The organism is Pseudofrankia coriaricola (assembly GCF_032027725.1).
In the GTDB taxonomy this organism is placed as follows: Bacteria; Actinomycetota; Actinomycetes; order Frankiales; family Frankiaceae; genus Pseudofrankia.
In genome coordinates, this window is the sequence record NZ_JASNFO010000039.1 from 33,282 (window position 1) to 47,490 (window position 14,209).

General features: G+C 74.8%; 10 protein-coding genes. 7 read left to right on the plus strand and 3 right to left on the minus strand.

Features of this window, described 5'->3' with window-relative positions; genetic code table 11:
- Window positions 1–239 precede the first annotated feature (239 nt).
- Entirely contained in the window at window positions 240–734 is a 495-nt protein-coding gene (locus tag QOZ89_RS20935) for a PGPGW domain-containing protein (RefSeq protein WP_071046886.1), read from the plus strand.
- A 160-nt stretch (window positions 735–894) separates the two neighbouring features.
- On the opposite strand, the gene QOZ89_RS20940 is transcribed toward QOZ89_RS20935, so the two are convergent.
- Entirely contained in the window at window positions 895–1,266 is a 372-nt protein-coding gene (locus tag QOZ89_RS20940; RefSeq protein ID WP_071046895.1) for a hypothetical protein, read from the minus strand.
- A gap of 521 nt (window positions 1,267–1,787) precedes the next feature.
- Here QOZ89_RS20940 and QOZ89_RS20945 point away from each other — a divergent pair.
- The 3 genes from QOZ89_RS20945 (at window position 1,788) to QOZ89_RS20955 (ending at window position 6,400) form a co-directional block, all read left to right on the plus strand.
- Window positions 1,788–3,620 (plus strand): glycoside hydrolase family 15 protein, encoded by a 1,833-nt coding sequence (locus tag QOZ89_RS20945; protein WP_071046885.1) that lies wholly within the window; start codon window positions 1,788–1,790, stop codon window positions 3,618–3,620.
- A gap of 551 nt (window positions 3,621–4,171) precedes the next feature.
- Window positions 4,172–5,338: a hypothetical protein gene (locus tag QOZ89_RS20950; protein ID WP_071046884.1), complete on the plus strand. Its 1,167-nt coding sequence runs from the start codon at window positions 4,172–4,174 to the stop codon at window positions 5,336–5,338.
- A 744-nt stretch (window positions 5,339–6,082) separates the two neighbouring features.
- Window positions 6,083–6,400 carry a type 2 periplasmic-binding domain-containing protein gene (locus QOZ89_RS20955; RefSeq protein ID WP_131803768.1) on the plus strand — a complete coding sequence of 106 codons (318 nt, stop codon included), beginning with the start codon at window positions 6,083–6,085 and terminating at the stop codon, window positions 6,398–6,400.
- 55 nt (window positions 6,401–6,455) lie between these two features.
- On the opposite strand, the gene QOZ89_RS20960 is transcribed toward QOZ89_RS20955, so the two are convergent.
- A complete protein-coding gene (locus tag QOZ89_RS20960) occupies window positions 6,456–9,272 on the minus strand; it encodes a pyruvate dehydrogenase (RefSeq protein ID WP_312624705.1) in 2,817 nt (938 codons plus the stop codon).
- Between the two features lie 938 nt (window positions 9,273–10,210).
- Window positions 10,211–10,504: a DUF167 domain-containing protein gene (locus QOZ89_RS20965; RefSeq protein ID WP_071052085.1), complete on the minus strand. Its 294-nt coding sequence runs from the start codon at window positions 10,502–10,504 to the stop codon at window positions 10,211–10,213.
- Window positions 10,505–10,953: 449 nt separating this feature from the next.
- Here QOZ89_RS20965 and fabG point away from each other — a divergent pair, with 449 nt between their 5' ends.
- From fabG to QOZ89_RS20980, 3 genes are all read left to right on the plus strand, one after another.
- The gene (fabG, locus tag QOZ89_RS20970; RefSeq protein WP_071052084.1) at window positions 10,954–11,676 is read left to right on the plus strand and encodes a 3-oxoacyl-ACP reductase FabG; all 723 of its coding nucleotides are present in this window, start codon (window positions 10,954–10,956) and stop codon (window positions 11,674–11,676) included.
- Between the two features lie 252 nt (window positions 11,677–11,928).
- On the plus strand, window positions 11,929–13,383 hold the full coding sequence (locus QOZ89_RS20975) for a ferrochelatase (protein ID WP_241842155.1): 1,455 nt from the start codon (window positions 11,929–11,931) through the stop codon (window positions 13,381–13,383).
- A 114-nt stretch (window positions 13,384–13,497) separates the two neighbouring features.
- On the plus strand, window positions 13,498–14,013 hold the full coding sequence (locus QOZ89_RS20980) for a DUF3090 family protein (protein ID WP_071052082.1): 516 nt from the start codon (window positions 13,498–13,500) through the stop codon (window positions 14,011–14,013).
- Window positions 14,014–14,209: the final 196 nt, after the last annotated feature.

Here is a 14,209-nt window from a genome sequence, read left to right on the forward strand (position 1 = left end):
TAGCCAGGCGGCCGAGTTATTGGGTCGCCCAGGGTCACATTAACCGCTCCCAGGGGTACTCAACCGGTCCGGGCCGGGAGCGATCCCCCGCTCCGGCCGACCGCCATCCGGACTGGGCGAGTCGGGAAGCCGACGGCGACCGCGGTCACGAATGCTCCGCGGGCCAACTTCTACCAGGCAGTATGAAGTCAGGGCGCCGGGGGAAAGACGCGCCAACGAGCAGAGGGAGCCCGCCAGCCATGCTCAGGTCGCCAGCCCGCCTGCTACGGCGGATCGCGCTGACGGTGCTAGGTCTCGCCGTCCTCGGCCTTGGCGCGGCGATGCTCGTGCTGCCGGGGCCGGGGTTCCTCGTCGTCGCGCTCGGCTTCTTCATCCTCGGCCTGGAGTACGACTGGGCGCGGACCCGCTTCGAGGCCGCCCGTCAGAAGGCCGCTGACCTCGCCGACCTCGCGGCGTCGCGCGCCTGGTCGACGGCCGGCTCGATCCTCTTCGGGATCGGGATGGTGGCCGCCGGGATCCTCTGGATCATCTACGACGACCTGCCTGGCTCGTCAGCCTGGAGCGGCGGCAGCGTGATCTTCGGTGGCGTGGCCGTGCTGGCCACGATCATCGTCAGCCTCTGGCAGGCGCGGCAGGCCCGCGAGGCGGGCCAGCCCACACCGGCCGAGGTCCTGGAAGCCCGCCGCCATGATTCCGAGGACACCCCCGCCGATGGCGCTATGCCGTTGAGGTGAGCAAGGCACGCAATCCGGCCGCCGCTGGTGACGGCGCATCAGCGCAGTGCCCGGGGTCCCTGCCGGATCGGCGACAGGGTTCCTGCCGGATCGCGAAGCGATCTGGGACGTAAGCGATCTGGGAGGTCTGGGGCGCGGAGCGTCCGGCCGCGGGACCGCCTTATTGGCCCTGGGTTTCGTTGGTGATGCCGGTGACACCGGCCTGGGCCTGAACGCACTCGAACAGCTTGGCCCGATCGTAGGTGGATGCCGCGGTCAGGTTGTAGCGGAGCGGATAGGCGCGGGTGGACGCGAGGTTGTTGTTGTCCCGCGGCTCCTGGATGGCGCCACCGACGGTCGGGCAGGCGGCGCGGACCGCCTCCTTCTGCGCGTCGGTCGTCTCCGCCTTGAAGACGACGACCGCCTCGACGGTCGGCGGGGGCCCGTCGACGACGGCGTACACCCCGAACACCACGATCCCGACCAGCGCGATCAGCCCGAGCACGACCGCGGGCCGCCGGCGCCGGTCGAGCAGGTAACGCCGCGTGCTCACCCACGCCGACGGCTTCGGCGGCCGAGGCCGCGGCGCCGGCGCGGCGCCAGTGCCGGCGCCCGCGGACGCGGACGCGGCGTTCGCCGGACCGGGCACGGCGGCCGTCGAGGGCCCCGTGCTGTCGGGTTGCGGACCAGGCCTGGCCAGCGGGCCCATTGATGGTGCAGTCTGTATGGCCGTTGGGGCTTCGGAAGCCGGCGAGGGGGCCGTTCCGGGAACCGGCTCCGGTGTCGGGGGGCTTGCGGTCACGTCGAGGAATCCCTGTCGGGTTGGGACATCAAATCTGGTCCGGCCCACACGAGGACCACTCGCTTGGGTCGCACCCCCAACCTAGCCCGCCGGCCGGGTCGTAATCTGTACCGCCTTGTGGGGCCTATTGGGCCTCCTGACGCCGCCCATCGCCGCGCGGCACCGAACTTCCCGCACACCCCGGCGGAGCCCGCCCGCCCGGCCGAAGCGCGCGCTCGTCCTCCGCGCTTCGCCAGGCCCGGGCGACGCCGCACATCGCGCTAGGAGCAGTAGTGGCATCCCTCATCGAGGACTATGCGCTGATCGGCGACACCCACTCGGCGGCCCTCGTCTCCCGGGACGGCTCGATCGACTGGCTGTCCCTGCCCCGCTTCGACTCGCCGGCGCTCTTTGCCGCGCTGCTCGGGGACGAGAACGCGGGGCACTGGAAGATCGCGCCGGTCGAGCCGGTCGTCGGCGTCAGCCGTCGCTACCGCGGCGACACACTCGTCCTCGAGACGGATCTCACGACCGCCTCCGGAACCGTCCGGATCACGGACGCGATGCTCCCGCGGGCCGGCGCACACGCCGTGCTGCGGCTGGTGGAGGGGCTGTCCGGCAGGGTGCGGATGCGCAGCGAGACCCGGATCCGGTTCGACTACGGCTCCATCGTGCCGTGGGTGCGCCGGCGCGACGAGCACACGATGACCGCGACCGCCGGGCCGGACGCTGTCACGCTGCGCACCACCGCGCCGATGGAGGGCCACGATCTCGCGACCTTCGCCGAGTTCGAGGTGTCGGCCGGCCAGTCCGTCCCGTTCTCGCTGAGCTGGTACCCGTCGCACCAGCCGACGCCGCCGGCGCTCGCCGTCCGCCAGATGATCGCCCAGACCGAGGCCTGGTGGACCGACTGGATGGCCGGCTGCACCTACGACGGCCTCTACCAGTCCGCCGTGCGCCGCTCGCTGATCACCTTGAAGGCGCTCACGTTCGCCCCGACCGGCGGCATCGTCGCCGCCGTCACCACCTCGCTGCCCGAGCACATCGGCGGCGTCCGCAACTGGGACTACCGCTACTGCTGGCTGCGCGACGCGACGATCACGCTGCTGGCCCTGCTCGACGCCGGGTTCACCAGCGAGGCGCTGGCCTGGCGGGAGTGGCTGCTGCGCGCCGTCGCCGGCGACCCGTCCCGCGTCCAGATCATGTACGGGGTGGCGGGGGAGCGCCGGCTGCCCGAGTACGAGGTCTCCTGGCTTTCCGGCTACGAGAACTCCGCGCCGGTGCGGGTCGGCAACGCCGCCGTCGACCAGTTCCAGCTCGACGTCTACGGCGAGGTGCTCGACGCCCTGCACGTCGCCAGGATGGCCACCGAGGTCGACGGGCGGGACGACTCCTGGCCGCTGCAGGCCAAGCTGATGGACTTCCTCGAGACCGGCTGGCGCAAGGCGGACGAGGGCATCTGGGAGGTCCGCGGCCCGCGCCGGCACTTCACCCATTCCAAGGTCATGGCCTGGGTCGCCGCCGACCGCGCCGTGAAAGGCATCGTCGAGTCGGGGCTGCCCGGGCCGGTGGAGCGCTGGACGGCGCTGCGCGACGAGATCCACCGCGAGGTCTGCGACCGTGGCTTCGACGCCGAGCGCACCACCTTCACCCAGTTCTACGGCTCCAAGGAGCTCGACGCCGCGCTGCTCTACATGCCGCTGGTCGGCTTCCTGCCGGCCACGGACCCGCGCGTCGTCGGCACGGTCGCCGCGATCGAGCGCGAGCTGCTGGAGGACGGCTTCGTCAACCGCTACCCGACCGCCGAGGACGGCGCCGTCGACGGCCTGCCGGCCGGCGAGGGTGCGTTCCTGGCCTGCACGTTCTGGCTGGCGGACAACTACGCGCTGTCCGGGCGGGTCCGCGAGGCGCGGGAAGTGTTCGAGCGGCTGCTGGCGCTGCGCAACGACGTGGGGCTGCTCGCGGAGGAGTACGACCCGCGCCTGGGCCGGATGACGGGCAACTTCCCGCAGGCGTTCAGCCACGTCCCGCTGGTCAACACGGCCCGCACACTCACCGACGCGCTGCGCGGCACGCCCCGCTCCCGCACCGACCGCGCCTACCCGCCCGGCCACTTCTTCGGCTAGGGCGCCGCTGGCGGGGAAGGTCGCTTGCGCGACCGCCCCGCCGCGGCGCCCGGGGTTCCTGCCGGATCGACGGAGCTTGCGGAGTCGATCTGGGAGGTCCGCGGGCGCCTAGGGCGCCCTCCCGGCCTGGTTCCGGGGCTGGCGTGTATCGCCGGGGCCGGTCGGGGTCGAGGTCGGGGTGGTGGGTGCGTTGGCGGTGCGCCAAGGCGCTGTCGCCGTTGGTGGCTGGGTTGTGCGCGTCGCTCGCCAGGGGCCTTGTACCCGGGCGCGGGTCGGCGTGGCGGGTGCGTTGGTAGTGCGCCAATGCGCTGTCGCGATTGGTGGCTGGGTTGTGCGCGTTGCTCGGCGGCGACCTCGTACCCGGGCGCGGGGTGACGTCAAAGGTCTAGTGACGTGGTCGATGAATGGTGGCCGGGCTGATACGGGTGTGTACGTGGGGGGTGACGTCCTGCGACAAAGGTGTCGCGGGACGTCATTGCGTCCGCAACTCGTCAGAACCGGACCCGCAAGCGCCAGTGTGATCGATCCCGGCTACCACTACTCTTCCGGATATGGACGACCACGCAGGTCAGGTCGCGGCCACCGGACAGCAGCTGACCCCGCAGAACCTCGAACGGCTGGCGAAGCTGGCCAGAGAGCGCGGTGACCTGGACACCCTGCTCACTGCGCTCGACGCGTTGGTGTCGGTCAGCAGGGAGCGGGTCGCCTCGGCTACCAGCGGAGTCGCCGACCTCGCGCACCTGGCGGCCGTGCTCATCGAGCACGGCGACGCGCTGCTCGACCACGGGCGGGCGGCACCCGCCCAGGAGAACTACGAGGAAGCTCTGCGGATCAACCGGCACCTGGCCACGGCCGACCGCAGCCCCGAGTCCGAGCACCGCCTCGGGGTCAGCCTGGAACGGGCCGGCGCCGCGAGGGCCGCGCTCGGTGACCTGGTCGGCGCGCTGGACATCCAGACCGAGTGCCTGGCGCTGGCTCACCGGCTGCTCGCCGACGGCGGGGCCCCGGCGCCGCAGGCCCGCCAACGGCTCGCGAACACCCTCGAGAAGATCGGCGACCTGCGCCAGCAGCAGGGCGACATGAAGTCCGCCCTGGACGCGTACACCGAGGCACTCGAGGTGCGCCGCGGGCTGATCACCGTCTACGGCGACGTCGCCCCGCTGCTGCGGGACATCTCCCGCGGCCTGCTCGACGTCGGCGACATGCTGCGGCTGCGCGGTGACGCCGCGGGCGCGCTCGCCCGCTACGCCGAGGGCGTGACGACGGCCCGCCGGGCGCTCGCGGTCGCCGGCGGCACCGACATCGACCCGACCGTGCCGCGGGCCCTGTTCCACTCGCTGAGCCTGGTCGGCAACATGCGCTACGACCACGGCGACGTCGCCGGCGCGCTGGAGTCCTACACCGAGTCGCTGGCGTTGGTGCGCTGGCTGCGCACGGAGTACGGCGAGCACCCGACCGTGCTGCGCGACCTGTCGGTCGGGCTGGACAAGGTCGCCGGCGCCAAGGAAGCCCTCGGCGACCTGGACGCGGCGATCGAGGGCTTCGAGGAGGCGCTGGGCGTCGAGCGCCGCCGTCACCAGATCGTCGGTGACCGCCCCGAGATCCTGCGCGACCTGGTGTGGGCGCTCGAGCAGGTCGCCCGCATCCGCGCCGCCGGCGGCGACACGGCCGGCGCCCAGACCGCCGGCCGTGAGGCCCTCTCCCTGCGCGACCGCTAGGGCGGGCGGACGCTGGACGCGCCGCCCGCCTCGGGCGCCAGGGCGCCCTCCCCGCCTGGTTCCTGGTACAGGCGTATGGCGGTAGTAGACCTGGTTCCGGGCTCAGGACGTGGCTGAGTTGGCACTGCGCTGAAGGCGCCGTCACTTTCTGTCGCTGGGCGCGCCGCCCGCCTCGGGCGCCAGGGCGCCCTCCTGGCCTAGTTCGAGGCACAGGCATATGGCGGTGGTTAGCGTGGGCCCGGGCTGAGGACGTGGCTGAGTTGGCACTGCGCTGAAGGCGCTGTCACTTTCTGTGGCACAGTCACACGGACCGGTCGCCCGCCGGGCGGGCGGTTACCAGGGCAGTGGGACCGGAGGCTGCGGAATCAGGCCGCCGCTGGCCTCGATGGCCGCGAACAGGTGGCCGTGGGACATCCCTGGCCCGGCAGGTGGTCCAATACCGGTTCCGCCGCGATTGATAGATGATGCGCGCGATATCCGGAGCTCACTCGGGAGTACCGCGCGCGGGCGTCCAATACGCGTTAACGCCATATTTCCCAAAGGCAACTACCGCCTGGCTCGCCCGCCGGATACTGGCCTGGTGGACCTGAACCTGCGGCAGGTGCGCTATTTCGTCACGGTCGCGGAGGAGAGACATTTCGGGCGGGCGGCGGCGCGGCGCGCTGGGTCTTCGGCAACACCGAACACACCCCGGACTGGATCGAGTTCGCACTGGCCTTTCTCCCCGGCGCCGGGGTGCGGCTCATGCTGTCCCCATCCGCGCAGACTCCGCTGTCCGCGATGCTCGACGAGGTGCTCGAGCGAGACGGCGTCGCGGCCTGGCCGCGGTCCTGCCCGCGGTCGGGCGACGGCCTGGTCGTGCGCCCGCTGGTCGACCCGTCGCCCGTCTACCCGTGGTCGCTGGTGTGGCGGCGCCGTGGCGTGACGGAGCGGCTGCGCCTGTTCCTCGCCGCCGCGGCGGCGACCGCCGCCGAGCGGCGCTGGCTGCCCGTCGTGGGAGCGCCGCCCGCTCTCGCTGGGACCGTCGCGTCAGCCGAGCCAGCGGAGCGGTACGCGGGCTGACCCTCCCGTGACTTCCGCGGCCGCGCGGTGCCCTCCCGGCCGGCGTCCGGCCCGGTCAGCCGGCCGCGCCGCCGGCGGCCGTGAGCAGCCGACGGGCCGCCCCGACGATGGCGGCGACCTCGACGGGCCCCCCGGGCGAGGCCTGGTCGGCGGCCGCGGTCGGCCCGTCCGTGGCCGCGGTCGGCCCGACGGCGGCCAGGCGATCGCCGCGGACTCCGGCCAGGAAGCCGAGCTGGCTGGGGTCCCCGTTGACGACAGTGACCAGTGGGGCTCGTGCCCACGCCGGGAACATCTCCTCCAGCACCCAGGAACGGTTGGTTCCCGTCTCCTGCGGACCCGTCTCCGCTGGGCCCGAGTCCCGCGGGCCCGAGTCCCGCGGGCCCGAGTCCCGCGGGCCCGCGCCGTCCGCGACGACGCCGTGGAGCCCGCCGGCGACCGCGTGGCCGACCTCGCCGGCGCGGCGGAGGTGGGCGTCTCGGGCGCGCAGGGCGGCGAACAGCAGGTCCGCCGACGTCGCGACGGCCACGCCGACACCCGCGCCGAGCTCGGCCTCCAGCTCGTCCGCCGCGGCCAGCACCTCGGGCAGGACGGGGCCCATCGCGACCAGGGTGAGCGCCGGCGCCGGGCCGCCGTCGCGCAGCCGGTAGCCGCCGGCGAGGACGGCCGCCTGCCTACGGGCTCGCGCGGGGCCGGCGGCGGGGACGGCGGCGAGCCGCTGGTCGACGGTCCGCGCCGACAGGCGCAGCAGGCTCGACGAACCGTCCGCCCGGCCAAGCCGGGCGAGCGCGGCCAGTAGACACCAGGCCAGGTCCTGGGCGAACGCCGGCTCGTATCGGGTCACCCCGGGCAGGCCGGTCACGCCGGTCGCGGCCAGCGCGAGCGCGAGCGTGGGGCCGGCGAAGCGCCCGCCCGCCCCGGTGTCGGCGACCGCCAGCACCGAACGCCCGTCGACGGCGCAGCCCGCCGCCCAGGCCGGGACGACCCGGCCGGCGGCGAGCTCGTCGGTCACCCCGATCGGCAGCAGCGGCAGGCCCTGTCGGTTCCACGCCACCGCGAGGTTGCCCAGCACCCCGGTGAACGCGCCCGCCGGGAAGGCCCCGGCCACGTGGCGCCGCCCGCCCGACGAGACCAGCGGCGCCCCGGCAGGGCCGGCCGCCGCCCCGTCGGCGTCGCGCGGCTGCCCCGGACCGTCCGGACCGTCCGGACCGGTCGCCTTTGTCGGCTCGTCCGGGCCGCGTGGGCCGCGTAGCTCGTGGTTGGCCGTGTCCCGGGACGTCGTCGGGTCGAGCCAGCCGGCGACGACGGTGTCGGCGTCCCTCGTCGAGATCGTGACGACGGCGCCGGCCGCCCGCGGCGCGAGTCCGGCGAGGCCACGCAGCAGGGCACCGAAGGACGCCTGGGTGGACGAGAGCACCGCCCCCGGCTCGCCCGGCCGCGCCTCCGACTCGCCGGCCCAGGTACCGCCGTCGATCGGGTCCAGGTCGACGGGCAGGGCCGGCGGGTCTGGCGCCGGCGGCGGAGCCTGGTCCAGGTACGAGGCGACATGGGTGGCCAGCCGGGCGCCGCGCGAGCCGGCCGGCGGCGCGAGCTGGCCCGAGCCCGCCGTGCCCGCGTTCCTGGCCGCAGGCACGACCACCGCGCCCGCGCTCATCGGGTGGATGGACCTGACGCCGGCCGCGGGAGCCTCGGCGCGCGGGGCGCGGGCGGGCACCTCGTGGACGTCGGGGTCGCGGGTCCAGGCGTCGTGGGTGTGCGCGAACAGCACGGTGGGCCGGTCGGTGGCCACGTCGTCGACGGCGTCGATCAGCAGCGCGAGGTCGTGGCCGCCGAGGTCGCGCAGCGCGGCGTGGATCTCGTCGTCCGTGAGCGTGTCGACCAGCCCGGCGATGCCGGCCCCGGCCGCGCCGGGCCCCGCCAGCCGCCGGCGCAGCTCCGGGCCGCGCGTGACGAGCAGCTCGCGGTACTCGTCCTGGCTCATCCGGGCGAGCCGGCCGCGGAACGCCTGCCCGCCCGGGCGGCGGAACAGCCCCGCCAGCCGCCGTCCGTACCGCAGAGTGAGCACCTGCCAGCCGGCGGCCTCGAACATCCGCGCCGCGCGGTCCGGCCCGGCCGGGCCGGACAGGCCCGCGCGCTCGACGCCCTCGGCCTCGGCGCCGACGGCCGCGCCGGTGACGAGCACGACCCAGAGCAGCTCCCCGAGGTAGGGCGTGCGCTCGTCGGTGACGGCCTCCCAGACGGCGGCGTCGCGTAGCTCCGGATACCGCAGGATGCAGACCGCCCGGCCGCCGGGAGCGTGGTCGAAGCGGGCACCGGCGAGCCGGCGCGCGAGCGCGCCCCAGACCGTCCCGCTCGGCCCGACCGTGCCGGCGCCGGTCGCCCGCAGCGCCCGCGCCGACGGTCCTGTGGGCAGCGGCAGCCGCGTCCCCCAGGGCTCCCGCCGAACCGGTGAGGCCGGCTCGGGAGGTCCGCCGGCGTCCTGGGCGAGCGAGTCGGTGACGAGCTCCGCGGCGGCAGCGTCCGCGTCCGCGTCGGCGTCGGCCGGGCGGGAGGCCTCGAGGACCTGGTGGACGGCAGCCAGCAGCGGCGCGGCGTGCGGGGTGACGCTGACCCGGTCCTCAGTGCGCAGCGAGTCGAACCAGAGCACGGTGGCGACGGACGACGCGGCGGACGTCAGCGAGCGGCGCTGGTCGGCCACCTGCCGGCCCACCTCGCCGCGGCGCGTCGCCGACTCGATGCTCTCGGTGGCGATCACGCGCAGCCGGTCCTCGATCTCGGCGAGCGCGGCGAGGTCGAGCACGCCTCCGGGTGGCCCGGGCACGATCGCGCCCGGCACCAGCGGCCGCGCCGCCGGTTGCGGGGGCGGGGCCGGCACCCGCGGCCCCAGAGCCGCGTCGGCGTCCGCCGAGCCGCCCGGGCGCCGTGGTTGTCCTCCGCCAGGCCCGGGCTGGCCGGAGCCGAGCGACGGCCGTGCCGGGCTGTCCGACGGTCCGCGCCCGTGCGTCGGCTGGCCGGGCAAGGGCACCGGCGAACCGGCCTCCCGCGGCGCCTGGGGCGTTCGTGGCGGTTGGGGCGCTTGTGACGGTTCTGGCGCCCGCGACGGCCGCGGACCGGTGGGCGGCCACTCCGGTCGGACTGGGCGGCGCATGGCAGCCGCCGGGCTGTCCTGGGCGTCGGCGGCACGCGTCTCGTGCGGCCGGGGTGGCCGTGGTGGCGGGCGTCGCGGCCGGGCTGGCATCGGCACCTGGGCCGGCGGGTATGCCTCCGCAACCCCGCCGTCCGCCGAGGATGCGCCCCAGGCCATCGGCTCGTCGCCCGGCTGGCCCGCGACAGCGGCCTCGTCCGCCGGCAGTCTGGTGGCCGCCGGCCCCTGAGCCGGGCCGGCTGAGCCGCTCGGCCGCCCGGGCGGCTCATAGGAACGCTCTCGCGGCCGGTACTCCGCGTGACGTATCCCCGGCCTGTGCACCACCGGCCCCCAACCGATTCGCGATCTACAACTGGTCGTCGGAGTGCTGTCGGAACGGCGGTCGGGCGAGCGGACCATGGATCTTCCGCCGCGAGCCTCGGAATTCGCCGATCCGCGGAGACCCCGGGATTCCGGGACCCCGCCCACCCAGTCCGGACGCGCGACGCCGGTGCCGCGTTGTCCCGGTGGGCCGTTCCCGCCGGATGCGGCCCGCGCCCACCGTCCATCTCACCACCGCGTGCCGGTTCGGCGCGCGCCGCCCGCTTTGGGCACCAGGATGACGGTATCCGCTGGTCGGCGGGCCACCCGCGCCACCTCACCGGCCGGCCCCGAACCGCCGTCACGGGTCAACGGGACTGGCGCAGGGCGGTGAGGCGGGCGCGCAGCGCCGGCTCGTCGGCTGGTGGGGCGTCGATCTCGACGACCTTGGTCCGGCTGGTCACGCCGTGGACGAGGGCGAGGTCGCGGCGGCGCAGCCCGAGCGCGTCCGCGAGCGCCCGCAGCGCCGCCTCCGTGGCCTTCCCGTCGACGGCCCTGGCCGCGACCCGCACCACCAGGTTCGCCTCCCCGTCCGGTGCGGCGACCTCCCCGCCCACCGCCGTCCGCCCTGCCCCCGGCCGCACCCTGATCGTCACCCGCACGCCCCCATCGTCCCCACCCGTCCCCACCGCCGCCCGCACAGGGCTGCCCCGCGGGAGCGGCGAGTTGAGATGTGACGTCCCTTCTTGGGGACATCCGCGCAACCCAGCCACAACTAGTGACGGCGCATCAGCGCAGCATCACCTCAACCACCTGGTCAGCCCGGACCCAGTCCTGCCCCAGGCATACGCCAGAACCCGGAACCCGGAACCACACAGGAGCAGGGTCCCTGCCGGATCGCGAAGCCGGGGTCCTGCCGGATCGCGGAGCCGGGGTCCCTGCCGGATCGCGGAGCGATCTGGGAGGTCTGCTGGAAGGTCTGCTGGCAGGTCGGGCTCCGCGCCCCGGACCTCCCAGATCGACTCCGCAAGCTCCGTCGATCCGGCAGGAACCCCGAGGCGCCGGACGCCGCTGGCGCCGGCCAGGCCGGTGGGCGGTTACGATCCGCCCCATGGTCGAGAACGAGGGTCAGGGCCGGGTCGCGCTGGTCACCGGCGGTAACCGGGGGATCGGCGCCGCCTGCGCGGCGGCCCTGGTGGCGGACGGGCAGCGGGTCGCGGTCGCCAGCCGCGGCGGGGAGGCGCCGGAAGGCATGTTCGGCGTCCGGCTCGACGTCACCAGCGTGGAGTCGGTCGAGAAGGCGTTCGCCGAGGTTGAGGCGGAGCTCGGGCCCGTCGACATCGTCGTGTCCAACGCCGGCATCGTGAAGGACACGCTGCTGCTCACGATGTCCGAGGACGCGTTCCGCGACGTCGTCGACACGAACCTGCTCGGCGCGTACCGGGTGGCCAAGCGCGCCGCCCGTGGCATGCTACGGCGCCGCTATGGCCGGCTGGTGTTCATCTCCTCGGTCGTGGGCCTGTCCGGCCAGCCGGGCCAGTCGAACTACGCCGCCTCGAAGGCGGGCCTCGTCGGCTTCGCGCGCTCGCTTGCCCGCGAGCTCGCGCCCCGCAACATCACTGCCAACATCGTCGCCCCCGGCCCGATCCGCACCGACATGACCGACTCCCTCACCGACGCCCAGCGCGAGCTGCTCGTCGCCAGCGTCCCCGGCAAGCGGATGGGTGAGCCGGAGGAGGTCGCGGCCGCGGTGGCCTTCCTCGCCTCGGAGCGCGCCGGCTACATCACCGGCGCCGTCCTGCCGGTCGACGGCGGCGTCGGCATGGGCCACTGACCGGCTGACGCGGGGCGGGCCTCGCTCGCCGCACGTCGGGCGGCTTCGCCGGTGGCCGGCCGGGGTGGCCTTCCAGGGGACGCCTCCCGCGCCTCCCGGCTGATGAGGGCCCACGGCCCCCCGTTTCTCTCGTGCCGGGAGGGGGAGAATAGGCCGATGCGCCAGACTTCAGCCGGAAGCCGGGCCACGGCCGGGTGGCCGGGGCGCCGGCCGTCCACCTTTCCGGTGAGTCCGGCCGGCCAGGCGCCGGCCGTGGCCGGGACGCCGGACGAGTCGTCAGCGCCGGGGACGGCGGCCGTCGGCGTGGATGTGGACGCGCTGCTGCTGGTCACCTTCGGCGGGCCGGAGGGGCCGGAGGACGTCGTCCCGTTCCTGCGCAACGTGACCCGCGGGCGGGAGGTGCCCGAGGAGCGGATCGCCGAGGTCGCCGAGCACTACCAGCGTCTCGGCGGACGCAGCCCGATCAACGACCAGAGCCGCGAGCTGCTGGCGGCGCTGCGCGCCGAGCTCGCGCCGCTGCCCGTGTACTGGGGCAACCGCAACTGGCGCCCGTACCTGCGCGACGCGCTCGCCGAGATGCGCGCGGACGGGGTGCGGCGGGCCGCCTGCTTCGTCCCGTCGGTCTTCGCGACCTACTCCGGTTGCCGCCAGTACCGGGAGGATCTCGCCGGCGCGCTCGCCGAGCCGCCCGCCGGCGGCCACCGCGTCAGCGTCAGCGTCAGCGTCAGCGACGGTGACGGTGACGGTGACGGTGACAGCGATGGCGGCGATGCGGGCCTGGCGAGCCTCGAGCCGGACCGCGGCCTCGAGCTGGTCAAGCTTCGGGTGTTCTTCGACCACCCCGGCTTTGTCGGCCCGATGGTCGACCGGGTCGCGGCCGCCGTCGACGCGCTGCCGGCCGGCCGCCGCGGCGGCGCTCACCTCGTGTTCGTCGCGCACTCCGTGCCGCGCTGGCAGGCGGTCGAGAGCGGGCCGGCCGGTGGTGCCTATGAGCGCCAGCTGACCGCGGCGAGCGAGCTCGTCGTTCGTGGCCTCGCCGAGCGGTGCGGCCAGGAGCACCCCTGGAGCATCGCCTACTGCAGCCGTAGCGGCTCCCCTCGGGTGCCCTGGCTGGAGCCGGACGTCGGTGCCCGGTTGGCGGCTCTCGCGGCCGACGGTGTGGGAACGGTCGTGATCGTGCCGGTCGGCTTCGTCAGCGACCACATGGAGGTCATCCAGGACCTCGACCGCGAGGCGCTGGCCCGCGCCGAGAAGCTCGGGCTCACCGCCGTGCGGGCCGGTACTGTCGGGGCGGACCCGCGGTTCGTCCGGATGATCGCCGAGCTGGTCGAGGAACGGCGTGACCCGGGCGCACCCCGGCGGGCGCTGAGCGCCTTCGGGCCGTTCCCCGACGTCTGCCCGACGGACTGCTGCTCCTCCCCGGCCGCCGAGGACCGTCGGCCGGCGGTGGCCGGGACGTCCGAGGACGCCCTCGGCAGGGGCCGGTTCCGGCGCGGCGCCGGCAAGACCGCCGTCCCTGGCGGAACGGCCGTGCCGGCCGGGCTTGGCGCGATCGGCGGTGCTGGCCGGCCCGGTCGGGCTCGCGGGCCCGGCACGGACGGTGGCCGTCGGCACCTCGACGATGGCCGGGGTGCCCGGCGCGCGGGGATACTGGATGAAGACCCGCCGGCCATCCGCCCCGCGCGGCCGGACCGGCACGCCACCTGACCGGATCCTCTGCCCCGGATCGCTGGTCCAGCTTCGTCCGGCTTTGGGCGGGTATCCCGGGTCGGGTGTTCCAGATCGTCTGACCCAGATCTTCTGACGGAGAGTGCGCAAGGCATGCAGCGACACGTGTTCGACCCGCCGGAGCGGTTCGTGGTCGGAACCGTAGGGCAGCCTGGCGAACGCGCGTTTTACCTCCAGGCCGCGTCCGCCGGGCAGCTGATCACCATCGGGCTGGAGAAGGCCGAGGTCACCGCGCTGACCGAGGGCCTGTCGGCACTGCTCGGACAGGTTGGCCAGCAGCAGGGCGTCGCCGTGCCGGCCGCCGCCGACATCGAGGTGGACCTCGCGCCGCTGGAGGCGCCGTTCGAGGAGGACTTCCACCTCGGTCAGCTGACCGTCTCCTGGGACGGCCGCCGGGTGTTCGTCGAGGCCGCGGGGCTCTCGCCCGGTCAGCTCGGGACGCCCATCAGCGAGGAGGATCTCGACTCGCTCCGGGTCGGCCTGTCGATCCCGCAGACCAGGGCCTTCATCGAACGTGCCCGCAGCATCATCGCCGCGGGCCGTCCGTCTTGCGTCCTGTGCGGCCGCCCCGACGGTCCCGGCGGCCACTTCTGCCCTCGCCTCAACTGACCCACGGCTGACCACAGCTGATCTACGGCCGCGAGCCGGTCGCGGTCGCGCTCGTGTGTCGCTCGGAGCCGTCCCGCCAGGCTCCCGTGCCGCGTTCGGCGGAACGCGAAGATCCCCGACAGTGGTCGCCCGCTCGTGCGCAGCCCAGGGCCGTCCCACCAGGCACCGTCCCATGCCGCCTTCCGCGGAACGCGAA